The organism is Vibrio gangliei, from assembly GCF_026001925.1.
GTDB lineage: Bacteria > Pseudomonadota > Gammaproteobacteria > Enterobacterales > Vibrionaceae > Vibrio > Vibrio gangliei.
In genome coordinates this window covers 1426766-1448664 of record NZ_AP021869.1, presented here as the reverse complement: position 1 = coordinate 1448664, position 21899 = coordinate 1426766, and the positions used below count along the sequence as shown (strand labels likewise).

23 protein-coding genes are annotated in these 21899 nt (G+C 43.3%); 11 read left to right on the top strand and 12 right to left on the bottom strand.

Going from position 1 to position 21899, the window contains the following annotated elements; genetic code table 11:
* Positions 1–26: 26 nt before the first annotated feature.
* On the bottom strand, positions 27–1085 hold the full coding sequence (pspF, locus tag Vgang_RS06590) for a phage shock protein operon transcriptional activator (RefSeq protein WP_105901931.1): 1059 nt from the start codon (positions 1083–1085) through the stop codon (positions 27–29).
* A gap of 182 nt (positions 1086–1267) precedes the next feature.
* On the opposite strand from pspF, the gene pspA reads away from it, so the two are divergent.
* The 7 genes from pspA to Vgang_RS06555 all read left to right on the top strand — a co-directional run bounded on the left by pspA (position 1268) and on the right by Vgang_RS06555 (position 7427).
* Positions 1268–1936, top strand: a complete 669-nt coding sequence (pspA, locus tag Vgang_RS06585) for a phage shock protein PspA (RefSeq protein ID WP_105901932.1) — start codon at positions 1268–1270, stop codon at positions 1934–1936.
* Between the two features lie 21 nt (positions 1937–1957).
* Positions 1958–2188, top strand: a complete 231-nt coding sequence (gene pspB / locus Vgang_RS06580) for an envelope stress response membrane protein PspB (RefSeq protein WP_105901933.1) — start codon at positions 1958–1960, stop codon at positions 2186–2188.
* Complete coding sequence (gene pspC, locus Vgang_RS06575) at positions 2181–2582, top strand: envelope stress response membrane protein PspC (RefSeq protein ID WP_105901934.1); 402 nt, start codon at positions 2181–2183, stop codon at positions 2580–2582. The genes pspB and pspC overlap by 8 nt, the downstream gene beginning before the upstream one ends.
* A gap of 130 nt (positions 2583–2712) precedes the next feature.
* On the top strand, positions 2713–3294 hold the full coding sequence (locus Vgang_RS06570; RefSeq protein ID WP_105901935.1) for a DNA-3-methyladenine glycosylase I: 582 nt from the start codon (positions 2713–2715) through the stop codon (positions 3292–3294).
* A 283-nt stretch (positions 3295–3577) separates the two neighbouring features.
* Positions 3578–5638, top strand: a complete 2061-nt coding sequence (locus Vgang_RS06565; protein ID WP_105901936.1) for a BCCT family transporter — start codon at positions 3578–3580, stop codon at positions 5636–5638.
* Between the two features lie 263 nt (positions 5639–5901).
* Positions 5902–6621, top strand: coding sequence for a recombinase family protein (locus Vgang_RS06560; protein WP_105901937.1), 720 nt, complete (start codon positions 5902–5904; stop codon positions 6619–6621).
* Between the two features lie 2 nt (positions 6622–6623).
* A complete protein-coding gene (locus Vgang_RS06555; RefSeq protein WP_105901938.1) occupies positions 6624–7427 on the top strand; it encodes a siderophore-interacting protein in 804 nt (267 codons plus the stop codon).
* Between the two features lie 81 nt (positions 7428–7508).
* Here Vgang_RS06555 and Vgang_RS06550 read toward each other — a convergent pair whose 3' ends face one another.
* Both Vgang_RS06550 and cls read right to left on the bottom strand, forming a co-directional pair.
* Positions 7509–8699 carry a cystathionine beta-lyase gene (locus Vgang_RS06550; RefSeq protein WP_105901939.1) on the bottom strand — a complete coding sequence of 397 codons (1191 nt, stop codon included), beginning with the start codon at positions 8697–8699 and terminating at the stop codon, positions 7509–7511.
* 30 nt (positions 8700–8729) lie between these two features.
* Positions 8730–10184 (bottom strand): cardiolipin synthase, encoded by a 1455-nt coding sequence (gene cls / locus Vgang_RS06545; protein WP_105901940.1) that lies wholly within the window; start codon positions 10182–10184, stop codon positions 8730–8732.
* A 385-nt stretch (positions 10185–10569) separates the two neighbouring features.
* On the opposite strand from cls, the gene Vgang_RS06540 reads away from it, so the two are divergent.
* The 4 genes from Vgang_RS06540 to Vgang_RS06525 all read left to right on the top strand — a co-directional run bounded on the left by Vgang_RS06540 (position 10570) and on the right by Vgang_RS06525 (position 14316).
* The gene (locus Vgang_RS06540; protein ID WP_105901941.1) at positions 10570–11910 is read left to right on the top strand and encodes a sodium-dependent transporter; all 1341 of its coding nucleotides are present in this window, start codon (positions 10570–10572) and stop codon (positions 11908–11910) included.
* 410 nt (positions 11911–12320) lie between these two features.
* Positions 12321–13028, top strand: a complete 708-nt coding sequence (locus Vgang_RS06535; protein ID WP_105902131.1) for a TIGR01621 family pseudouridine synthase — start codon at positions 12321–12323, stop codon at positions 13026–13028.
* 16 nt (positions 13029–13044) lie between these two features.
* Positions 13045–13980, top strand: a complete 936-nt coding sequence (locus Vgang_RS06530) for a class I SAM-dependent methyltransferase (protein WP_105901942.1) — start codon at positions 13045–13047, stop codon at positions 13978–13980.
* A 126-nt stretch (positions 13981–14106) separates the two neighbouring features.
* On the top strand, positions 14107–14316 hold the full coding sequence (locus tag Vgang_RS06525; RefSeq protein ID WP_105901943.1) for a hypothetical protein: 210 nt from the start codon (positions 14107–14109) through the stop codon (positions 14314–14316).
* Positions 14317–14419: 103 nt separating this feature from the next.
* Here Vgang_RS06525 and gspS2 read toward each other — a convergent pair whose 3' ends face one another.
* The 9 genes from gspS2 to Vgang_RS06480 form a co-directional block, all read right to left on the bottom strand.
* Positions 14420–14812 (bottom strand): type II secretion system pilot lipoprotein GspS-beta, encoded by a 393-nt coding sequence (gspS2, locus tag Vgang_RS06520; RefSeq protein WP_245879903.1) that lies wholly within the window; start codon positions 14810–14812, stop codon positions 14420–14422.
* Positions 14813–14820: 8 nt separating this feature from the next.
* On the bottom strand, positions 14821–15120 hold the full coding sequence (locus tag Vgang_RS06515; protein ID WP_105901945.1) for a YciI family protein: 300 nt from the start codon (positions 15118–15120) through the stop codon (positions 14821–14823).
* A 139-nt stretch (positions 15121–15259) separates the two neighbouring features.
* Positions 15260–15661, bottom strand: coding sequence for an acyl-CoA thioester hydrolase YciA (gene yciA / locus Vgang_RS06510; RefSeq protein ID WP_245879904.1), 402 nt, complete (start codon positions 15659–15661; stop codon positions 15260–15262).
* Between the two features lie 372 nt (positions 15662–16033).
* Positions 16034–16570, bottom strand: coding sequence for a septation protein A (locus Vgang_RS06505; protein ID WP_105901946.1), 537 nt, complete (start codon positions 16568–16570; stop codon positions 16034–16036).
* Between the two features lie 216 nt (positions 16571–16786).
* Positions 16787–17608, bottom strand: a complete 822-nt coding sequence (gene trpA, locus Vgang_RS06500) for a tryptophan synthase subunit alpha (RefSeq protein ID WP_105901947.1) — start codon at positions 17606–17608, stop codon at positions 16787–16789.
* On the bottom strand, positions 17608–18798 hold the full coding sequence (gene trpB, locus Vgang_RS06495; protein ID WP_105901948.1) for a tryptophan synthase subunit beta: 1191 nt from the start codon (positions 18796–18798) through the stop codon (positions 17608–17610). Before trpB ends, trpA begins: the two co-directional genes overlap by 1 nt.
* A 49-nt stretch (positions 18799–18847) precedes the next feature.
* On the bottom strand, positions 18848–20233 hold the full coding sequence (gene trpCF, locus Vgang_RS06490; protein ID WP_105901949.1) for a bifunctional indole-3-glycerol-phosphate synthase TrpC/phosphoribosylanthranilate isomerase TrpF: 1386 nt from the start codon (positions 20231–20233) through the stop codon (positions 18848–18850).
* A 10-nt stretch (positions 20234–20243) separates the two neighbouring features.
* Positions 20244–21242, bottom strand: coding sequence for an anthranilate phosphoribosyltransferase (trpD, locus tag Vgang_RS06485; RefSeq protein ID WP_105901950.1), 999 nt, complete (start codon positions 21240–21242; stop codon positions 20244–20246).
* A gap of 73 nt (positions 21243–21315) precedes the next feature.
* On the bottom strand, positions 21316–21897 hold the full coding sequence (locus Vgang_RS06480; RefSeq protein WP_105901951.1) for an aminodeoxychorismate/anthranilate synthase component II: 582 nt from the start codon (positions 21895–21897) through the stop codon (positions 21316–21318).
* Positions 21898–21899 lie beyond the last annotated feature (2 nt).

Here is a 21899-nt window from a genome sequence, read left to right as displayed (position 1 = left end):
ACCCACTTCCTTGGCTCTATGATTACTTATTGCTGCTCTTTGCCGATCATGTCGTATTTTCTTAACATGCCTCTAAATTGATGGTAGCTCAAGCCGAGCAATTTCGCTGCATTCCGCTGATGGTATTTCGCTTGCTTTAAGCTTTGCTTAAGAAGTTGAATATCTTGCTGTTGTTGCCAATCTTTGTATTCAATAGGAAGACCAAAGCTTGGTTGGTTAAGTTGAATCTTGGTGACGTTGTCACTTGTCGACTGTTGAGTAGGGTTGGCATTGATGTGTTTGTCTGTTGTCGTTTGTCTCGAGCTTTCCGACATTGGCGATTGTTTAAATGGGTCAAATTCAATGTTAGTGATTTTTCCTGCTTTGGTTCCGTGACGATATACCGCTCGTTCTACCACATTTTTTAATTCACGCACATTGCCGGGCCACGGGTAATCAAGTAATGCTTGTTCAGCACGAGTACTGAAACCAGTAAACAGTGGTAAACCCAACTCTTGACACATTTGAATCGCATAGTGTTCGGCTAACAATGGAATGTCTTCATGGCGCTCTCTTAGAGGCGGTAGGTGAATGACATCAAAGGCCAGTCGGTCGAGTAAATCAGCTCTGAATTGCCCTTGGGCTGCCATTTCAGGCAAGTTGGCATTGGTTGCACAAATTACTCGCACATTACTTTGTAGTGTCTTGCTTCCTCCGACGCGCTCGTATTCGCCATATTCAATCACGCGCAATAGCTTTTCTTGCACGGAAAATGGTGTGGTGGCGAGTTCATCTAAAAACAGAGTGCCATTTTCTGCACGTTCAAAGCGGCCTTTATGCTGGCCTTTTGAGCCGGTAAATGCGCCCGATTCATGTCCGAATAATTCAGAATCAATCACACCTTCATTCAAGGCTGAGCAGTTGAGGCTAACCAGTGGATATTGCCAGCGCTTAGAAAGGTAATGCAATCGCTGGGCTATTAACTCTTTACCAGTTCCGCGTTCACCAATAATTAAGATTGGGCGCTCTATGGCCGCCAACTGAGACGTTTTGTCTAATGCAGCTAAAAAGGCAGCGGATTGGCCAATGATATTTTGCGTTTTCATAAAAGCTCACACCATGTGGTTAAATTTACCAATAGTTAGTCAAATTGTTTAATTAAATGCAAGAGGTAAGTCGTTGCTAGACATTACTGCATTAAATAACAATGACTTATGATTTGGCATGCTTTGTGAATATCATAAGTTAACTGAAATACGACTGTGACATCATTAAAGGGGAACATAACATGGGTATTTTTTCTCGTTTTGCCGATATCGTTAACTCAAATATCAGCTCATTACTCGATAAAGCAGAAGATCCTGAAAAGATGATTCGCTTAATTATTCAGGAAATGGAAGACACGCTGGTTGAAGTCCGTACTCATTCAGCGAAAGCTTTAGCTGACAATAAAGACATTACTCGTAAAATCGAATTTCTTGAAGAACAAGTAGAAGATTGGAAAGCGAAAGCATCGCTCGCCATTCAAAAGCAGCGTGAAGATTTAGCGCGTGCAGCCTTAATTGAAAAGCAAAAAGCGGAAGAACAGTTAAAAAACTTACGCAATGAAAAAACCTTACTGGAAGAGTCAATTGAAAAGCTCGCCAGTGAAGTTAGTAAGCTTGAAACTAAAATCACTGAAACACGTGCTAAACAGCAGTCTATTGCGATGCGCCGTCAGTCTGCTACCCATCGTCGTGATATTAAAAAGCAGCTTCATACTGGGAAAACAGAAGAAGCTATGTCTAAATTCGAGCAGTATGAACGTAAGATTACTGAGCTTGAAGCGGAAGCAGACAGCTATGATATAGGTGAAAAAGCCAAAGATCTGAATCAAGAGTTTGCTGAACTCCAAGCCGATGATGAGATTGAAAAAGAGCTAGCAAAACTGAAAGAATCTTTGCAGGATAAACAGTAATCTCATGATTAGGAGTTGTTAATGAGTACGTTATTTGTCGCACCACTGATTGTCTTTTTGATTTTCGTCGCGCCATTGTGGCTGTTACTGCACTACCGTAGTAAGCGCAAAGTGGCGCATGGGCTATCAAGTGAAGAACTTGGACAACTGAAGGCTTTAGCGGAAAAAGCAGAAGATGTGCAGCAGCGAGTGAAAACCTTAGAAAAGATCCTCGATGCAGAGTCTCCAAATTGGAGGAACCGCCATGGCTAATGGAATCAATCGAAATGCACTGTATCGTGAGCCTCAAAATGGCAAATTGGCCGGTGTTTGTGCTGGATTAGGCCGATATTTTGGTATGGAAGTGTGGTGGGTACGTATTATCGTGGTTTCCGCCTTTCTACTCGGCGGCGGCATTCTCGTTCTGTTTGCTTATGTTGGCTTGTGGTTGATGCTTGAAAAACGCCCTGATGATTTAGTGGCCGCTGATCAATTTGATTTTGACCACACCATCAAAAGCAAGCCGTGGCAAACGGGTCAATTGCCATCTGAGTTGCTGGCCGACCTCAATAAAGAGTATGCCCAAATTGATGGCAAATTACGCAATATGGAAGCATACGTGACTTCAGATGCCTACAAAGTGGATAAAGAGTTCAGCCGACTTTAAAGTCAGCCACGAAAGAAAGTCAGCCACGAAAGGGCAACAGACACTAGGTCAACTGTCTCAAAATTAATTTGAATTCAATGCCTCTGTTTCAGTTATGCTGTACAGAGGTTTTTTTATTGGGAATAGGAACATGACTGATACCACTTGTGGCTGGGCAATGAAACATGACAATGAACGCGAGTACCATGATAAAGAGTGGGGCATGCCTGTTTACGATGACAAAGTCTTGTTCGAGTTCATTTGTCTTGAAGGGGCGCAAGCAGGCTTGAGCTGGCGCACGATTTTAAATAAGCGAGAAGGGTACCGTGCCGCTTTTGCAAACTTTGAGATACAAACACTGGCTCAATACGACGAAGACAGGGTGCCTTATATCATTGAAAACTATGATGTGGTGAAACATAAAGGCAAAATTGCGTCGGTTTTCTCTAATGCGCGAGCGGCGATTGAGTTACAGGAAGAGTTTGGCTCATTAAGCGCGGCCCTTTGGCAATTTGTTGATGGAAAGCCGCAACAGCCAAAGCGTCAAAGTATGGCTGATATTCCGGCAGTGAGTGAAGAATCGAAAGCCATGAGTAAGTTTTTAAAAAAGCGCGGTTTTAAATTTATGGGTGAGACCATTTGTTATGCCTTTATGCAGGCGGTCGGAATGGTGAATGATCATGTCGTTGATTGCCCTTGCTTTGAAAAATGTTACAACGCTGAAAGCAATTAAGCGAGCATGGTGAATGATAAGGGCTTAAGCTTAAGCTTAAGCATTTGGTTTTTATATCAACCTACTCATGCATTGCTTATATTTTAAACGGATAGCAGTAATTTTGTTCGCTTGAGGTGTAAATGCTGACATTCCGTTAACATATTGTGGATATTGTTGGGTGGGCTTTGTATTCTTAGTTAAACGTTACTACATTGATGGAGTTGTGTTTTTTTATAGCTAATTGAAATTAACGCATTTTCATCGATTGGTGATAATTTTAATCCAGTAAGGAGAAGCTCATATGGATGTTTCATCGACCTCGAAAAGGTCATCCACCGTTTTAGTTCCTGTTTTTATCCCTGCCGTTATCGTTATTACACTTCTCGTCATAGGCACCATCTTAAACCCTGAAAAAGCTGGGGTTTTCTTTTCTGATTTACTTTCACAAGTGACAACGAATTTCGGTTGGTTTTACATGCTTGCCGTTGCGATATTCTTAGTGTTTATCGTTTGTGTCGCTGTCAGTAAATGGGGTGAGATTAAGCTCGGGCCAGATCATGCTGAGCCTGAATACAGTTTTACAGAATGGTTTGCGATGCTATTTTCAGCCGGTTACGGAATTGCGTTACTCTTCTTTGGGGTAGCAGAGCCTGTGCTTCATTATGCGTCGCCACCAACGGGTGCAGCGGAAACGGTGGATGCGGCACGTCAAGCGATGCAAATTGCCTTCTTCCACTGGGGCTTTCATATCTGGGCGATTTATGGCTTAGTGGGCCTTGCTCTCGCTTACTTTGCGTTCCGTCATGGCTTACCGCTCTCGATGCGTTCGACGTTGTATCCTCTAATTGGTGAAAAAATTCATGGTCCAATTGGCCATGCTGTTGATGTGTTTGCCATTTTAGGCACCTTGTTTGGTATTGCGACTACGCTTGGTCTATCTGTAACCCAAATTAATACCGGCTTGCATTACTTATGGCCTGAAATCCCAATTAACAGCACAGTTCAAATTATTGCCATTACCTTGATTACTTTATGTGCACTTGCATCAGTACTCGCAGGTATGGACAAAGGGGTGAAAAACCTCTCGCTACTCAATATTGGTTTAGCCGTATTATTAATGCTGTTTGTGTTTGTCGCTGGTCCAACGTTATTTATCTTAAATACCTTCATGCAAAATACAGGTAACTATTTAAGTAACATAGTTGAGCGTACCTTTAACCTGCAAGCATATACATCAAGTGATTGGATTGGTAACTGGACCTTGTTCATTTTTGGTTGGACGATTGCTTGGGCGCCATTTGTGGGGCTATTTATTGCTAAGATCAGCCGTGGCCGTACCATTCGTCAATTCGTTGTGGGTGTGATGGTCGTTCCAACGATCTTTACCTTCCTTTGGTTCTCTGTGTTCGGTGATACCGCGTTGCACATGATCATGATGGATGGCTACCATCACATTATTCAAGAAGTACAAGAAAACAACGCCATCGCTCTGTTTAAATTGTTTGAACGTTTACCGATGACATCGATCATTTCATTTGTGACCGTTGTTCTGATCATTACTTTCTTTGTGACATCTTCTGACTCCGGTTCTTTGGTTATTGATTCACTTGCTTCTGGTGGGGTACAAGAAACACCAGCTTGGCAACGTACGTTCTGGGTTGCGACCGAAGGTATTGTTGCTTCAGTGCTGTTATTAGCGGGTGGTTTAGGTGCATTGCAAACCGCGAGTGTGGTCAGTGCGTTGCCATTTGCCATTATTATGTTGATTGCCATGGTTGGCATGATCAAAGCCTTACGAATTGAAGGGCACCATGAAAGTAGTCAGCAGCAATATATGCAAACTCAGCAAAATACGGCTGGGCCATCAGGCAAAGGCATGTGGAAAAAACGCCTTGCTAACTTAGTTGATTTCCCAGCGCGTAGTGATGTTGAGAAATTTATTCAGGTCACAGCACTGGAAAGTATGCGTAAAGTAGAGCAAGAGCTTGAGGCGCAAGACTGGGAAGCGGAAGTGACGTTTGATGAAGAGCTTTGCCGCGCCCACTTTGAAGTGTTCAAAGAAGGCCAAGTTGAGTTCATCTATGAGATTCGCTTACGTGGTTATGAGATGCCAGAGTTTGCTTCTGAGGGTGAAGAGCCTGAAGACGAGTACTACTATCGCGCTGAAGTGTTCTTACGCCGTGGTGGACAGGCTTATGACGTATACAACTATGAACAGCAAGACATCATTAATGATATTTTGAATCAGTTTGAGCGTTATCTGCACTTCATTCATATTTCACCGGGTATTCTTCCTTGGAATATGGAAGAGCACGATGATGATGTTCCGCCTGAGCAGCCATCAAACCTTGAATTGAAATAATGATTTAATCTTACCTTAAGCAAAGCCTCATCGTCCTGATGGGGCTTTTTACTGTCTTCGTTTTTTACTTTCTTCGCTTGTCCCGTCCTGAATGTGTTATGAACTTGTCTTCTTTCATTCTTGATTTCTCCAGTTTGTCTAAAGAAAAACAAAAGGCTCATTTAGTGTGTTGTTGCAATATGAACTTTTTTGGTTCATTATTTAATAACACCAAATGAGCCTTACGATAAATAATAAAAACTAACAAAGAATTGGAGACACAAATGTCTAAAAATAAAACCATAGGTTACCTCAGAGTTTCCCCCAAAGTGGCCGATATTGATAATCGAATTGAGGTGATGAGCCAAGCCACACAAGATATGTTGTTGATAGAAAAAGGTGTGCGTGGAAACGTGCCGTTAAATGAAAGACCTGAGTTTAAAAAAGCCTATAGCCTACTTGAAGCCGGCGATACCTTGATGATCTGGTGGATGACGGATTTAGGGCTTGGTTTTAAGCTCGCCTACGATGTGATCACAGAATTACTGGCAAAAAACATCAATGTGAAAACATATCATCAAGATTTGATCTTCAAGCCCAATGATGAGCAAACAAGTGCTTTGCTTCGGTTATTAAAAGGTTATGAAGAAGTAGAAACCAAGCAACGTTTAATGGCAGCAGAACTAGGCCGACGTAAATTACGCGGTAATCCGGATAAATGGGAAGCCAAGTTTCAAGGTCGCAGAGCAAACCATGAATTACATGTGAAAATTATTGAACTGTTAGCAACGGATAAAACACTACAAGCCATTGCAGATGAAACGGGCAGCAGTATTTCTACTGTTAAACGAGTGAAAGCAAAATTAAAGCAGCGAGAAACTGGTCCTAATGGACACCAAGATCGTGCACACAAAGATCGTGGACACAAGCATCACGGCCACAAGCACAATAAGCATCAAGGTCGCCGCCATTCATCTGACACTCTTGCTTTCGATAAGGAATAATCATGAAACCTAACCGTAAACCTAAACATGCGCGTGTCATTGATACTTTTCAAAACACACCCAATATGCACCGTATCATCCTGCAAAGTGATGACTTTAAACAACTGAATCAATCTGATCGTGGTGGTTATATTAAATTGATGTTCCATCCAGAAGGACATACTGATATTTCCAATCTTGGTGAATGTGTGCGTCCAGTAATGCGTACTTATACCATTAATGAATTGGACACTGATGCTGGAAAGGTCAGCGTGGATTTCGTCATTCATGAACTTGAGCATGCTTCAACACGCAACCTTGAGCAGGGCGGCTATGCAATACATTGGGCAATGAATGCCAAAGTTGGTGATGAGATCTTTATCGGTGGGCCGGGTAATAGCCAAGATATTGACTTTGAATCCGAGCAAGTGATTCTGGTGGCAGATATGACAGCTATTCCTGCCATGAGTGCCAAAGTGGCGCTATTAGATGAAAATGCCACTGGTCACGTCGTGGTTCAGTTACATGATGAAGCCGATAAACCGGAATTAGCGCTGCCGAATGGAGTTCGTTTGCACACTGTCATAGGCCATGAACCACAACAACTTGCTGATGCTGTCGCTCAATTAGACTTGATAAGCCAAGATATTGCGATTTGGTGTGCCTGTGAGTTTTCCGCAATGAAAGCCATTCGTACTCACTTCAAAGAACAAAATCTCATTCAACGCGAGAAAAGTTATTTCAGTAGTTATTGGAAACAAGGCGTGACTGAAGATGGGCATAAAGTGCTCAAGCGAGAAGATGCAGAAAGCTTACAAAGTGCGTAAGGGATTCGGAGATACTAAAACGGCAAGTGAGTGATTTCATTTGCCGGTTTTTTTATTGGTCACTTTAATGGGCTAGAACGATTAAGCGTTTAGTGCCTCATTATAGGCGGCAAAACCTCGCTCCAGATCAGCAATTAAATCCTCAACATTTTCTAAGCCGATATGCAGGCGAACTAATGTGCCTTCAAAGTGTGGGTTAGAAATGGTGCGCATGTGATCAAAGCTGCTGGGTTCATTGGCGAGAATTAAGCTCTCATAACCGCCCCAAGAATAACCCATGCTGAAATGCTCCACGGTGTCGAGTAGGGCTGTTGTCGCTTTTTTGTTGCTGGTCTTGAGTACAAATGAGAACAATCCATTCGCGCCTTTAAAATCTCGTAGAAAGAGTTCGTGACCCGGGCAAGAAGGTAGCGCTGGGTGGCGAACGTGATCCACTTCAGGACGTGTTTCTAGCCATTTCGCAATAGCAAAGCTATTCTGTTCATGTTGTTTTAGACGTACACCTAAGGTGCGTAAGCCACGCAATGCCGTATAAGCATCATCTGGAGAGACACATTGACCCATTAGGTAGCTTTGTTCACGAAGCTGTGGCCAGTACTTTTCATTGGCGACAGCCGTTCCTAGCATCACATCGGAATGACCCACAATGTATTTGGTGGCGGCTTGAATAGATACATCCACACCATGTTCAAAAGGTGAGAAGTTCACGCCTGCGCCCCAAGTGTTATCCAACATCACAATAATGTCGTGCTCATGCGCAATGCGAGAAAGCAGCGGCACGTCTTGCACTTCCATGGTGTACGAGCCAGGTGATTCCGTGAACAGGATCTTAGTATTAGGCTGAATTAAATCACGGATGCCTTCACCGATACTTGGATCGTAATAGGTTGTTTCAATCCCCATTTTTTTCAGGATGATGTTGCAGAAATCTCGGGTTGGTTCGTAGCAGCTGTCGACCATTAAGACATGATCGCCATGTTCAACAAAAGATAAGATTGAGTTGGTAATTGCCGCCGCGCCACATGGGTATAAGGCACAGCCGGCACCACCTTCAATTTCAGTCATGGCTTCTTGGAAGGCAAAATGCGTTTCAGTACCGCGGCGACCATAAAACAGTGTGTGACCTTGGCGCTTCAATGTGGCTTCATTTTTTTCCGCCACTGAATTGAATACGACGGTTGAAGCGCGTTGCACGGGTGGGTTCACCACACCATGAGTCCATTTTTTATTGCGTCCGGCAGTAACCAACTTGGTCTCGTATTTTTCTGACATTGTATATCCTTATAATTGGTAACGATGGGGCTATAGCAACGGATTAAATAAATAGAAAATACGCTCTAGCATACGATGGCCAAAGGTTCGTTGCGCCCATTCTTCTTTGGAAATAAGTGTAGATTGTTGTAAGTAGTTTTCTTGTACCCAGTACAGTTCTTTTGTGAAACCATCATCGTCCACAACTAGGGTTAGCTCGAAATTGAGCCATAAGCTTCTCATATCTAGGTTTACGCTGCCAACTAAGCAACTTTGTTGGTCAATCACGACCGATTTAGTATGTAGCAAGCCGCCATCGAACTGATAGATTTTTACGCCAGCTTCCAGTAATTCACTAAAGAAGGACTTCGATGCCCAATTTACTAACATCGAATCGTTTTTCTTCGGTAATAGCAGCTCTACATTGACGCCGCGTTGAGCTGTCATTTTGAAGACTTGCATTAAATTATCGCTAGGCACAAAATAGGGCGTAGTGATCCGAACCGACTCTTTTGCTTGTAAAATGGCCAAGGTGAGAACTTGCTGAATGATATTTTCTGGCATGCCGGGACCAGAAGGGACAACTTGAATTGGATGTAGTGCGCCCGTGTTTTCAATAGAACATTCAGGAAAGCTAGGCAATTCTCGAATGCCTGTTTCTACTTCCCAGTCCCACGCGTGAATGGCAGCCAAAACGTTAACCGTCGGGCCAGTGACACGCACCATTACATCAATCCATTCACCGACACCGGCGTCTTTTTTAAAGAATTCGGGATCGACCATATTCATCGAGCCTGTGTAACCGACTTCATCATCAATGGTAATGATTTTTCGATGTAAACGCAGATCAAGTCGGCGGAAGAACATCCGGAAAGCGTTCACTTCAAGTGCCTGGCGAATGTCTATGCCGGCATCAAGCATTAACTTATACCAATGACTACGAAAGAATTTAGGACTGCCTGCTGAGTCGACCAAAATTTGGATCTTAACTCCGCGTTTTGCTGCTTGAACAAGCGCAGAGTTAACCGAATCAATTAGCCCACCACTTTGCCAGATATAAAACTCCATACGTATATTGGTTTTAGCGTGTTCGATGTCTTGTATGATCGACCGCAGAATTTTATCTGGCGTGTCTTGCAGCGATAGGGTATTGCCACACAATGCAGGGATGGCGGTACGGTTAGTACATAGGTCATGAATTTGCGCAAGTTCAAGGTTTAATAGATTTGGTTGATGGGCTTGGCATTCATGCAGCTGGGTAAACCATTCGCCGTATGGGGTAAACATACTTTTAGAACGTTCCGCGCGAGTCCGTCCTAGGTTTAATTCACCAAATAAGAAATACAACAATACACCGACAAATGGAATGATGTAGATGATCATTAACCATGCCAATGAGACGCTGACCGCTCGGCGTTTGAATACCACTCGGAATGTGACTGCAGCGACTAACAGCCAATAACTAATCACGCCAGCTAAAGCCAATAATTGATGTAACTTTTCCATCTATCCCTTTAAATCATGACCTTAATAGAGCTTGATACTATCACTGTTTCAGCTGTGATTAGAATCATAATCTAACTCATTTGGTTAAAAGTGGCTCATTCACAATATGCATATTGGCATGAAACTTTATGTATCAATCACAGTTGATGGTTTTATGCTCATTTGAAGAGATTTATTGACCTTTTATGCTGCTTTTTCTTTTCTTTAGATAGATAAACTGCTTTACTTGCAACCCCTTTGAATGAAATAAAATTTAGTGACTGTACGTTTTTGTTTACGGGTGGGTTGGTTTACGCCCCATGTAATGAACGGAAGTTAAACCTACTGCAATGAAAGCCTCGGCTTGAAGCGCACAGGGTTGTCACGCTTTAGAATGGAAATAAATATGGCATCATCGTCACGAGCGCAGTTTAGCTCGAAATTTGGTTTTATTATGGCTGCGGCAGGTTCTGCTGTCGGTTTAGGAAATGTGTGGGGATTCCCAACACAGGCAGCCAGTAATGGTGGAGCGGTATTTTTACTCGTTTACCTTGTCATGGTTGTGGTGCTGGCTTTGCCTATGCTGATTGCAGAGTTGACCATTGGCCGCTATGGACAAGCCAACCCGTTACGTTCTGTGAAGCGTATCTGGCCAACAAACAGTAAAATTCCTGCAGGGTTTGGTTTGCTAGGCTTGCTGACCGCATTAATGATATTGAGTTTTTACTCGATTATTGCCGGTTGGTTAGTCGGATACCTTGTGAGTCCTATTTTAGATTTCATCGGTTTCCACTCGGCTGCAACTTGGCTGGAAGCGTTCAGCACCGAACGTAATCTCGTTCTCGCACTCATTTTTATTGCGATTACGATGAAAGTGGTGATGGGCGGTGTGACGGATGGTATTGAGAGTTGGTCGTCGCGTCTTATGCCCGTGCTAGTGGGATTATTTGTGGTGATGATTGGCTATATTTTACTGCAAGATGGCGCGATGGATGGCTTGAAAATGTACTTAGTACCAGACGCGTCTCATTTCAGTGCTGATTTGGTGGTTGGCGCAATGGGGCAGGCGTTTTTCTCATTATCACTCGGGGTGACGGTGATGATGGTATACGGTTCGTACTTACCGAAAGATGTCAATATTCCAAAAACCGCAACGCAAGTGGCAATGATTGATACCGGCATTGCGTTTGGTGCAGGTTTATTGATTTTACCGGCCATGTTCGTCGCACAAAAAAATGGCGTAGTGATTTATGATGACGTTGGCAACTTGCTGAATTCGGATACTTTAGTATTTACGGTGTTGCCAGCCATGTTCGATACCATGGGCAGCGTGGGCGTTATCGTCAGTATTCTATTTTTTGCTTTAATGTTGATCGCCGCACTTACCTCTTCGATTTCTATGTTAGAAGTGCCGGTTTCTTGCGCGATGGAAGAATTAGGTCAAACCCGTAAAAAAGCGGTAATGTGGATTGGCGGTTTAGCCTTGCTACTAGCTGCGGCAATCGTGTTTAACTTTGGCACTTTGTTCGGGCTAGTGATTACGGTTTCTACGGTGTATTTACAGCCCATTTTAGGTTTAGTGTGGGCAATCTGCGCCGGTTGGGTGTGGCATCGCGCTAAATTGTTAGACGAAATTCGTCAAGGAAACCCTGAGGTTGAACACAGCTTATTCTGGAAGATTTGGCCAAATTACCTGCGCTACGTATGTCCCGTTTTAATGGGCCTCGTTTTCTGGGTGACGATTTAACCTGAACTCGGGATAATTTAAGCCTGTATATACCCAAGTAACCTCAAGATGCGAGTTTCAGCAAGAATAAAACAAGTTTTAGGCAAGGCGAATTGAATATGATCATAGTCATTCTATCTCTGTTCAATTTAACGCAGCATAAAGCTTGTTTTAACTTGCCCTTCGGGAGCTTCATCCAAGCTCTTAGCCTACGTCAGATTTAATTGAAAGGTGTTTACATTCCGCATAAATCTTCCTTGTCTAAGAACTTGGATGATAGCTCTGAATTCTGCATCTTGAGGTCACTTGGGTATACAATCATTACTATTAAGCCTCGTGATGACGGGGCTTTTTTTCGTCCGTCATTTGGGTTTATCCTGCCGGCGCGTTATACTGCGCAGCCTTATTTTAAGCTTATCTCTGAGAGCATCATGTTCGACATTGTGTACCAAAATTCAGACTTTTTAGTCATCAATAAGCATCCGAATGTCAGTGTTCATAAAGACGATGGTGAGACATCATTATTGATGGAAGTGGCAAGATGTCCGAAGGTCGAACTGACCAGTGATAACCAGCTGTACTTGGTGCATCGTTTAGACAAGATGACGTCTGGTATTTTACTTCTAGCCAAGCATCAACGAGCTGCGAGTGAATTATCACAGCTATTTGCTCAACGTTTAGTGAGTAAGTTTTACCTTGCTATCGGTGTTAAAAAGCCGAAAAAGAAGCAAGGCCTGATTAGTGGTGATATGGCGCGATCTCGACGTTCAAGTTGGAAGCTCTTACCATCTCAAGAGAACCCGGCTAAAACCCAATTTTTCTCGCTGGCGGGAGAGCATGGGCAACGACTTTTTTTATGTAAACCACATACCGGTAAAACGCACCAAATCCGTGTTGCCCTTAATTCGATTGGTTCGTCGATTCTTGGCGATGAAATCTACACCCCTTCAAGTAAAGCCGATCGCGGATATCTTCATGCTTATGCTTTAATGTTTGATTGGCAAGGGGAGTCGCATCAATTTGTTTGTGATCCTAGCCAATACTCTAATTTGGGGGAACATTGGCATTCATCAGCGGTAAAGCAAGCAATATCACAATGGCAGCAACCAGAACAATTACCTTGGCCATCAATTAAATAAAAATAAGTGGAACGAAATGGACATTAATCAATTAGCGACTTTTTTTACTCATATCAAACAACAACTTCCTGTGTGTAAAACGGAAATGCGACGCTTGTTTCATGGTCGAGGGCAAACTTGGCAAGGTCTCGAGCAAATTACCGCCGATTGGGTTGGTCAGCAACTTATTGTCACGCTTTTTAAACCGGTTGAAGAGGACTTTACGGCGTCTTTGACACAGGGGTTGATTGAACTATTTGCCAGTGATGAATGGCAGTCAGTGCAAGGCGTGGGTATTGGTTTGAAACATCGTTACCAGCATGGCGCACCTTTTGAAGTCATTGCCGGAGAAATTAAAGAAAACACAATAGGCATAGAAAATGGCCTCAAATATCAACTTGTTCTGGGTAAAAACCAAAATATGGGGATTTTCCTTGATATGCGTATAGGCCGCCAATGGGTGCAAGAACATGCCCAAGGCAAGCGTGTACTGAACTTGTTTTCTTATACTTGTGGTTTTTCCGTTGCAGCGATGGCTGGTGGTGCAAGAAAAGTGTTAAATGTCGATATGGCAAAAGGGGCTTTATCACGCGGACGTGAAAACCATCAGTTAAATGACCACGATTTGTTTGATGTGAACTTCTTAGGCCACGACATTTTCCGTTCTTGGGGCAAAATCACCAAATTTGGTCCATACGACTTAGTGATTATCGATCCGCCCTCGTTTCAAAAAGGCAGCTTTGCATTAACCAAAGACTACAAGAAAATTTTGCGCCGCTTACCGAGTCTATTAAATGAAAATGGGGAAGTGATCGCCTGTGTTAATTCACCAGCGGTGAGCGAAGACTTCTTAATTGAATCAATGGCCGAAGAAGCGCCAGAATTGAAGTTTGTAGAGAGGCTTGCCAACCCAGAAGAGTTTGCTGATGTGGATCCACAAGCGAGTTTGAAAGTGATGTTGTTCCAGTCTTAGTGCCACATACATATAGTTTCATTAATAACTGTATGAAATATCAATTAATTTAAAGATATTGTTTGGCATATTGTCTCATTATGATGCATGATTAAATCAATCTATTGACATCAAGGATGTGACGGTATGCCATTAGCTCAATGCCCAATTTGTGAAAAATCGATTTCTAAACGTGCTTATGCTTGTCCAAATTGTGGAGAGCCGGACCCGTTTAATAGCAAAGTAAAGTTCAAAGCCCTTAGTTATATTTTTTGGATCGCGGTGATTGTTGGGGGTGTGTATGCCTTCTGGACTTACGGCCTGCCGCTACTGATCGATTTTGTTCACGATATTTAAAACCATTAACGTGAATAAATAGCAGAAAAGAAAAACGTCCTAATGAAGTGATTCGTTAGGACGTTTTTGTTAGTGATTATTTATATTTGAAATGCCTGAAAGCCTAGCTGGCATCTTCTAAATCAGTACAAGTTTGTTCGCTGACATTTTGATCGACCAGCATTTTGCCACGCTCACTGCGTACTGTGAGGTGATAAACCACACCTTTTTTGAGTACAGAGCGAACTTCATTACTTTTACAGTAGGTTTTCACACTGGCATCAACCAAAGCACTAGGTGCGACGGTGCCGGTACTGTTATAAATCATTAAGATATTAACCATGTTTCCGCTGGATTTGGCACTCATGACGTTTAAGGGGCCAACTTTATATGGCAGACCGGCTTCGATAACACTGGCACGATGATCTGCCATCATTTCTACTTCACTAGGGCTTGATGCACAGCCAGCTAAAATAGCAGCAGTAAATAAGGTCAGTAGGGGAGTTTTAACAGACATGCTCATCCTTATGGCAATACTTTTTTGAAAGGTTTGACGATCACGTTATCGTAAACACCGGCTTCGATATAAGGATCAGCGTCTGCCCATGCTTGTGCCTCTGCCAGCGAAGGGAAGTCGGCAATAACTGTGGAGCCAGTAAAGCCAGCTTCACCAGGGTTTTCTGAATCAATGGCTGGCATTGGCCCAGCAACCAGAAGACGACCTTCATCTTTTAAGGCAACTAAACGAGCAAGATGACGCTCACGAACACTCATACGTTTTTCAAGAGAGTCTTCTACATCCTGAGAAAAAATCACATACCACATCGGAAATATCCTTTATATCGAATTAGGGAGGGATAGTCAGGTTAATATACTTGGCTAAAAAAAAGATGGCTACCTTTTCACGTCAAAAGCGTGTGAGGTAGCCAGATTCTGCGTGATTTATCGCATCGATATGACGATATTATTCTGGTTTTACAGGGCGGGGTTTACCTTCAGCATCAATAGCAACATAGTTAAAGGTCGCTTCGCAAACTTTGTTCTTTTCTCCCACGCCTTCATGGCTGACAGATTTTACCCAAACCTCAAGCTCGATAGACATTGAGGTACGACCAATCTTGACACATTCGCCATAGCAACAAACCACATCACCCACTTTGACCGGTTGTTTGAAGGTAATACTTGAGACAGAAATCGTCACTACACGGCTATTAGAAATCTCTTTTGCAAGAATGGCACCGGCCAAATCGAGTTGAGACATGATCCAACCACCAAAAATATCGCCATTGGCATTAGTGTCGGCTGGCATAGCGAGCGTACGAAGAATCATTGAACCACGCGGTGCATTCATTGTTGGGGTGCTCATAAGTATTAGCTATCCTAAATAAAAAATTCCATTGCTATAGGGCGTGTTTATCTTTCGTGATTGCTTTTGCAGCGAATTGTTGGGTATTTGAACAAGGCAGAGGCTCCGTGGTGTAGCTAGCCTACACGAGGAGCCGATAACGCAGTACAAATACCCAACAAACGCTGCCCGAAGGGTTCGGCTAAAAGCGTTTTATTCTTCGTTAAGTCTCATTTACTTAGAATAACTAGGCTACAATCGACTTGCCTCGCCTAAAACGCTTTTACCTCGAACAAAATTTAATCACGGAAGACAAACACGCCCTTGTAAATTATGACAGCAATGGAATCACAATCAACTATTAAGCAGCACAAGCGCTGATAGTTTGTTCAGTTATTCTTCATTTTCTTTTGGCATGTGCTTGTAAACATAAATGCCAGAAAGAATTGTGAAAGCAAAAGTCGCGATTAACAACCCAAACACTTTAAAGTTTACCCACACATCGAGTGGCAGTTCATAAGCCACGTAGATATTCAATAGGGCACAAACAGCGAAGAATCCGACCCAAGCCAGGTTGATTCGTTTCCAAATCACATCGGGAACCGTTATTTCTTTACTAAGCATACCTTTGATCACCGGTTTGCCTAAGAAATCTGAAATCAGTAAACCGACAGCAAATAGGGCGTAGATGATGGTGACTTTCCATTTGATAAAGTTATCGTTATGGAAGAAAAGCGTCATACCGCCAAATATTGCCACGATAGCAAATGTGACGAGTTGCATTTTTTCTACTTTCTTGTACAGCGCGTAAGTGACGGCAACTTGAATAGCGGTAGCGACAATTAACGCGCCTGTTGCAACATAAATATCGTAGCTTTTGTAAAGAAAGAAAAAGATAACCAGTGGAATAAAATCAATAAGTTGCTTCATGCGTGACCATTTAATTTATTAGGTAATTTCAATTTTAATCAGTCATTAATGATTGCTTGGAACTATGCGTGTTACAAGCAATCCACGAATGATAAATCATTAAGGTGGTCAGTCTAACCAATTAGAGCAAAATGAAAACCGTTTAGAGATGTTTTGCTACAAAAAAGCCAGTGATTACCGAGAATCACTGGCTGTATGACTGAGTGTCTTGTGAGATTACAGTTGCGTTGCTTGTTTCATTGAGCTGATGAAATTATGCAGTTCTTTTAGCATGCTTTCAGGTTGCTCTTTATTATTCTCGATGATTTTTACTACCGCTGAACCAGAGATTGCACCAGCTGCACCTGCTTGAATGGCTTCACGAACTTGGCTAGGTTCAGAAATACCAAAACCCAGTAAAGCGGGTGGTGCATCAAACTGGTTTAAACGTTCAAGCAAAGCGCCTACTGGCATGTTTGCTTTGGTTTCAGCGCCAGTTACACCCGCGCGAGAAAGCAGATAAGTATAACCACCACCTAATGAGGCCACATCTTGCAGCGTTTCTTCATTAGCCGTTGGTGGTGCAATGAAGATCGCATCAATACCGTGAGCTTTCGCTGCTTGATTAAATGGGGCACTTTCACCAGTTGGTACATCGGCAATCAGGACTGAGTCTACACCAGCTTGTTGGCAACGAGCGTAGAAATTATCAATACCGCGTGCGTAAACAAGGTTAGCGTAAACTAATAAACCTATAGGTAAATCAGGATTTTCCGCACGAATTTGCGCTATCAAGTCGAAACAAATATCTGGGGTAGTACCTGAATCTAACGCGCGAATGTTTGCACCTTGAATGGTTGGGCCATCGGCAAGGGGATCGGAAAACGGGAAACCCAGTTCAAGCGCATCGGCGCCTGCTGCAATCAAGGTTTTCATGATCGCAAGAGATTGTTCAGGGTTCGGATCGCCAATCGTCACGAAAGGAACAAATGCGCCTTGGTTTTTTTCTTTTAGCGTAGCAAAGAGCGCTGAATAACGAGTTGAGTTGGTCTGTGTCATTATATCGCTCCCTTCTCTTCTAAAATTTTGTGGACGGTGAAGATGTCTTTATCGCCACGGCCAGATAAGTTAACCACCAGTAGCTGTTCTTTTTCTGGATTGTCATAAGCCATTTTTAGCGCGTAAGCTAAGGCATGGGAAGATTCCAACGCGGGAATAATGCCTTCATGAGAGGCTAGGTTCTGGAACGCATCCAGCGCTTCATCATCGGTGATTGATACATATTCTGCGCGGCCCGTTGCATTTAAGAAGGCATGCTGAGGGCCGACTGATGGGAAGTCTAAGCCAGCAGAGACAGAGTAGGATTCTTCGATTTGGCCATGTTCATCTTGCATTAACGGCGATTTCATACCAAAGAAGATGCCGGTTTTGCCGTGTTTGAGTGGCGCGCCGTGTTGGTCGGTATCAATGCCAAGACCAGCAGGTTCAACGCCGATTAGGCCGACTTCTTTATCTGGGATGAAATCGGCAAACATACCAATCGCGTTTGAACCACCGCCGACGCAAGCAATGACCGCATCCGGCAGACACCCTTCACGAGCTAAAATTTGGTTTTTGGTTTCTTCGCCAATCATGCGTTGGAATTCACGCACAATGGTTGGGAATGGGTGAGGGCCAGCAGCCGTACCTAATAAATAGTGCGCTTCTTCATAGCTAGCAGACCAGTCACGTAGTGCTTCGTTACAGGCATCTTTTAAGGTGGCAGAGCCAGAATGAACAGGGATCACTTCAGCGCCCATGAGTTTCATGCGAAATACATTCGGGCTTTGACGCTCAACATCTTTGGCGCCCATATAAACGCGGCATTTTAAGTCCAGTAACGCACAAGCCAGTGCCGTGGCTACGCCGTGTTGACCCGCACCGGTTTCAGCAATGATTTCTTTTTTGCCCATGCGTTTGGCGAGTAAGGCTTGGCCAAGAACTTGGTTGGTTTTGTGCGCACCACCGTGCAGTAGGTCTTCGCGCTTTAAATACAATTTGGTTTTGGTGCCTTTTGTCATATTACGACATAAGGTTAATGCCGTCGGGCGGCCTGCGTACTCTTGCAACAGACCCATAAACTCAGCTTGAAATTCAGGGTCTTGCTGAGCATCAATAAATGCTTGTTCTAATTGATCCAGTGCTGGCACTAATATCTGTGGAACGTATTGCCCACCAAACTCACCAAAATAGGCATTTAACTTTGCCATATATCTAATCCTTTTTTGTTTCTATTGAAGGTGAAATCTCTTCAATAGATTAATAATTTCGTAATGCTTCAAACGCGGCTTTGAGTTTGCCTGCGTCTTTAATTCCTGGCTCACTTTCAACACCAGAATTTAGGTCAAGGCCAATACAACCGAGTTCACCGGCTTGCGCAATATTGTCAGGGGATAATCCACCTGCGAGCATAATGTTTTGGCGGTGGCTTGTTGAGGTATTGCCTTTATCTAACAGGTTCCAATCAAAACTCATCCCTGTTCCTCCTGATTGATTACCTACTTTTGAGTCCAGTAGGTGTTTGTCTATATGTTTATCGAACAGTGTTGGTAGTGCATCACTGACGCCGTAGGCTTTCCAAATTTTGACACTTTTATGTAATAACGTACGGAGCTGATTCACATCTGCCTGGTTTTCATTACCATGAAGTTGAACCGCTGCAAGCCCGAGTTGATTCGCGATTTGCGCCACTTCATCCATGGATTGATTTTGAAACACGCCGACATAATGCAATGGCGCACCACTCATAATTAAACGAGCGTCTTCTACACTGACCTTACGCTTAGACTTCGCTGCAAAGATAAGTCCACCATACACGCTGCCAGACTGGTAAGCTAGGTTTGCATGATCGGGGTGGGTAAGGCCACATACTTTGTTCTCACCTAAGATCACACGGCGTACCGCCAGCTCTAAATTGTCTTCCGACATCAAAGAACTGCCAATTAAGAAACCGTTGGCAAATTTGGACAGCTCTTTCACTTGTTGATGATTGTGAATACCTGATTCAGAAATCACCACTGTGCCTTCTGGTAGGCGAGGCGCTAATTCTTTGGTGCGTTCTAATGTGATAGAAAGATCGCGTAGATTGCGGTTGTTAATTCCTACGACAGGCGCTTTCAAAGCCATCGCACGTTCTAATTCTTCTTCATTGCTGACTTCGGTTAAATAGCCTAGCTTCAATGAGCGAGCAACCTCTGCTAGGTGCAGATATTCGTCGTCGTTCAATACAGACAGCATGAGAAGAATGGCATCCGCTTGATAATGACGAGCAAGGTAGACTTGGTATTCATCCACCATAAAATCTTTACATAATACAGGTTGGGTTACGTGCTTTCTGACTTGAGGAAGAAACTCGAACTCACCTTGGAAATATTTGCTGTCGGTTAAAACAGAAATTGCGCTGGCATGACGAGCATAGACCGAAGCAATGTAATCAAGGTTAAAGTCATCACGAATCAAACCTTTAGATGGGGACGCTTTTTTACATTCTAAGATGAACTCGGTTTTACCCGTGCTGAGTGCTTGATAAAAATCACGATCACTCGGCGTTAAGGCGTCTTTGAATGTTTCTAATGGTTGTTGCTTTTTGCGCTCTTCGACCCAAATGCGTTTATCGGCAACAATTTTTGCTAATACGGTTTCCAATTGATTCTCCTTATCCGTGCGCAGCAAGCTGAGTGACAAGTTGATAAGCTTTGCCTGAATTCATCACTTCAATCGCTTTTTGGGTATTGGCTTTAAGATCTTCTTGGCCAAATAAACGTAAAAGTAAAGCGACGTTGACAGCGACAGCAGAAACCTGCGCTTCGGTACCATCACCATTTAAGATTTTAGTGATAATGGCACGGTTCTCTTCTGGTTCGCCACCTTTAATTGCCTCTAACGGGTGAGTTTTTACCCCAAAATCTTCAGGCGTTAAGGTGTATTCTTTAATTTCACCATTTACAATTTCATTGACCAGAGTTGGACCATGGATGGCCACTTCATCTAAACCGCTACCAAATACCACCGCCGCACGTTTCATACCCATATTTTTCATGGTTTCAGCAATAGGTCGAACGAGGCTTTCATCATAGACACCCATCAACTCTATCTTAGGGCGTGCAGGGTTAATTAAGGGGCCAAGTACGTTAAAAATGGTACGCGTTTTCATTGCCTGTCGTACTGGCATTGCATGACGCACACCACCGTGATATTGCGGAGCGAACAAGAATGCGACACCAATTTCTTCAACCGCTGATTTGGTTTTTTCCGGACTCATGGCAAGGTTGATACCAAATGAGTCCAATAAATCGGATGAGCCTGATTTACTGGATACGCCACGGTTACCATGTTTGGCAATTTTTACCCCGCACGCGGCGGCAACAAATGCTGCGGTAGTAGAAATATTGATGGTATTTGAACCATCACCACCGGTTCCAACGATATCGGCAAATTCGCCTTCGATTACAGGAAAAGAGGCAGCGTTAGCGAGTAATGCCTGTGCGGCACCAGCAATTTCTTCTGGTGTTTCGCCTTTAATTTTCAGTGAAGTCAGTACTGCGCCAAGTAAAATCGGGTCCATTTCACCTTTAATGATGGTGTCGAACAGAGCGTGACTTTCTTGCTCGGTTAAATCTGTCTGGGCATACAGTTTGTTGATGATATCTTGCATAATTAAATCCTTGTAATAATCTCTCTCGGCTCTCGGCTCTCGGCTCTCGGCTCTCGGCTCTCGGCTCTCGGCGTTATTTCTCTAATGCCCAATTGATGGTGTTTTCTAACAAGGTTGCGCCATAGGTGGTCATAATGGATTCCGGATGAAATTGGAAACCACATACTTTGTGATTTTCTTCAACGACCGACATAACTAAACCATTTACTTCGGCGGTAACCGTAAGTGCATCACTGACCTCAGTTGCAACTAATGAATGATAGCGAGCAATAGCAAAGGGTGACGGTAGGTTTTGATAGGTTGGATGATTGTCGTGCACCATCATTGACACCTTACCATGAACAATTTCGCCCGCACCAGACACCTTACCACCATAGGCTTCAACAATGGCTTGATGCCCAAGACAAATACCAATCATAGGTATCTTTCCCTTTAATCGTTGAATCAGTTCTGGCATGCAGCCGGCGTCCGATGGTTTGCCAGGGCCAGGTGATAAAACAACAACCGGATTATCTAGCTTGAGTACGGCCTTTTCGATTGAGTCTGCTGCTAAGTTGTTACGGTAAATCGTCACCGTATGACCTAGAGAGCGAAATTGATCAACAAGGTTGTAGGTAAATGAATCAAAGTTATCAATAAAAATAATATTCGCCATGA

Excerpts from the sequence above, each read along its gene's own strand:
- Vgang_RS06535 (WP_105902131.1), top strand. The coding sequence starts at position 12,321 with ATGTTCGACATTGTGTACCAAAATTCAGACTTTTTAGTCATCAATAAG.
- Vgang_RS06505 (WP_105901946.1), bottom strand. The coding sequence starts at position 16,570 with ATGAAGCAACTTATTGATTTTATTCCACTGGTTATCTTTTTCTTTCTT.
- yciA (WP_245879904.1), bottom strand. The coding sequence starts at position 15,661 with ATGAGCACCCCAACAATGAATGCACCGCGTGGTTCAATGATTCTTCGT.
- Vgang_RS06555 (WP_105901938.1), top strand. The coding sequence starts at position 6,624 with ATGAAACCTAACCGTAAACCTAAACATGCGCGTGTCATTGATACTTTT.
- Vgang_RS06550 (WP_105901939.1), bottom strand. The coding sequence starts at position 8,699 with ATGTCAGAAAAATACGAGACCAAGTTGGTTACTGCCGGACGCAATAAA.
- Vgang_RS06480 (WP_105901951.1), bottom strand. The coding sequence starts at position 21,897 with ATGGCGAATATTATTTTTATTGATAACTTTGATTCATTTACCTACAAC.
- Vgang_RS06540 (WP_105901941.1), top strand. The coding sequence starts at position 10,570 with ATGGCATCATCGTCACGAGCGCAGTTTAGCTCGAAATTTGGTTTTATT.
- trpD (WP_105901950.1), bottom strand. The coding sequence starts at position 21,242 with ATGCAAGATATCATCAACAAACTGTATGCCCAGACAGATTTAACCGAG.
- pspF (WP_105901931.1), bottom strand. The coding sequence starts at position 1,085 with ATGAAAACGCAAAATATCATTGGCCAATCCGCTGCCTTTTTAGCTGCA.
- Vgang_RS06525 (WP_105901943.1), top strand. The coding sequence starts at position 14,107 with ATGCCATTAGCTCAATGCCCAATTTGTGAAAAATCGATTTCTAAACGT.
- Vgang_RS06565 (WP_105901936.1), top strand. The coding sequence starts at position 3,578 with ATGGATGTTTCATCGACCTCGAAAAGGTCATCCACCGTTTTAGTTCCT.
- trpA (WP_105901947.1), bottom strand. The coding sequence starts at position 17,608 with ATGACACAGACCAACTCAACTCGTTATTCAGCGCTCTTTGCTACGCTA.
- pspC (WP_105901934.1), top strand. The coding sequence starts at position 2,181 with ATGGCTAATGGAATCAATCGAAATGCACTGTATCGTGAGCCTCAAAAT.
- pspA (WP_105901932.1), top strand. The coding sequence starts at position 1,268 with ATGGGTATTTTTTCTCGTTTTGCCGATATCGTTAACTCAAATATCAGC.
- gspS2 (WP_245879903.1), bottom strand. The coding sequence starts at position 14,812 with ATGTCTGTTAAAACTCCCCTACTGACCTTATTTACTGCTGCTATTTTA.
- Vgang_RS06560 (WP_105901937.1), top strand. The coding sequence starts at position 5,902 with ATGTCTAAAAATAAAACCATAGGTTACCTCAGAGTTTCCCCCAAAGTG.
- trpB (WP_105901948.1), bottom strand. The coding sequence starts at position 18,798 with ATGGCAAAGTTAAATGCCTATTTTGGTGAGTTTGGTGGGCAATACGTT.
- cls (WP_105901940.1), bottom strand. The coding sequence starts at position 10,184 with ATGGAAAAGTTACATCAATTATTGGCTTTAGCTGGCGTGATTAGTTAT.
- pspB (WP_105901933.1), top strand. The coding sequence starts at position 1,958 with ATGAGTACGTTATTTGTCGCACCACTGATTGTCTTTTTGATTTTCGTC.
- Vgang_RS06515 (WP_105901945.1), bottom strand. The coding sequence starts at position 15,120 with ATGTGGTATGTGATTTTTTCTCAGGATGTAGAAGACTCTCTTGAAAAA.
- Vgang_RS06530 (WP_105901942.1), top strand. The coding sequence starts at position 13,045 with ATGGACATTAATCAATTAGCGACTTTTTTTACTCATATCAAACAACAA.
- Vgang_RS06570 (WP_105901935.1), top strand. The coding sequence starts at position 2,713 with ATGACTGATACCACTTGTGGCTGGGCAATGAAACATGACAATGAACGC.